The organism is Priestia sp. BR_2 (assembly GCF_041954005.1).
In the GTDB taxonomy this organism is placed as follows: Bacteria; Bacillota; Bacilli; order Paenibacillales; family Paenibacillaceae; genus Paenibacillus_AQ; species Paenibacillus_AQ lautus_A.
On record NZ_JAVFHM010000044.1, the window covers coordinates 1 to 631 of the forward strand.

The 631-nt window shown below is 35.7% G+C and carries 1 protein-coding gene; it reads left to right on the forward strand.

The window, feature by feature from the left end:
- Positions 1–504: YfhO family protein (locus RB298_RS00510; RefSeq protein ID WP_486045222.1), on the forward strand; the 504-nt coding region annotated here is incomplete at its 5' end.
- Positions 505–631: the final 127 nt, after the last annotated feature.

Below are 631 nucleotides of genomic sequence, written 5' to 3' on the forward strand. Positions count from 1 at the left end.
GTCAACAACATTTATTCGTATCCAAAAGACAGCTATGCATTTAATATCCAAAATGCTCAGCGTAACGGAGAAATTACAATTGGTCTATCACCTGGGCAGTATGAGTTTGACGATATGGAAGTGCTTTTTAACTCCTATAAAAACTATGCATCGTCAGTTGATGAGTTAAAACAGTCTGCGCTTCAACATGTGAAGTATGATGAAAACTCTCTGCAAGGTGATATACATGCTAAAAAAGCAGGGATGTTATTTCTATCTGTTCCATACAGCAAAGGCTGGCATTTGAAAGTAGATGGAAAAGCTGCTGACTTTGAACAAGTAAACGGAACATTTATCGGAGTGCGTGTACCTAAAGGAAATCATGCAATTTCGATGAAGTATACAACGCCTTATTTTAAAGAGTCGCTGACAGTTTCACTCTTAACAGCTGCAGCGATAGGAATTGTGTTTGTAGCGAGAAAGAGAAAAAAAGCAAAAACTACATCTGAAAAAGAAGCAGCATAAGGAGTAGTTGCTTGTGAATAAATAATGTAAAAAAAGGCTTTGGAATTATGATTCCAAAGCCTTTTTTATAACTTTATTAACAGGCTGTCTATTCAATGAAACAGATAAGTTTTGTATAAGGTAATTG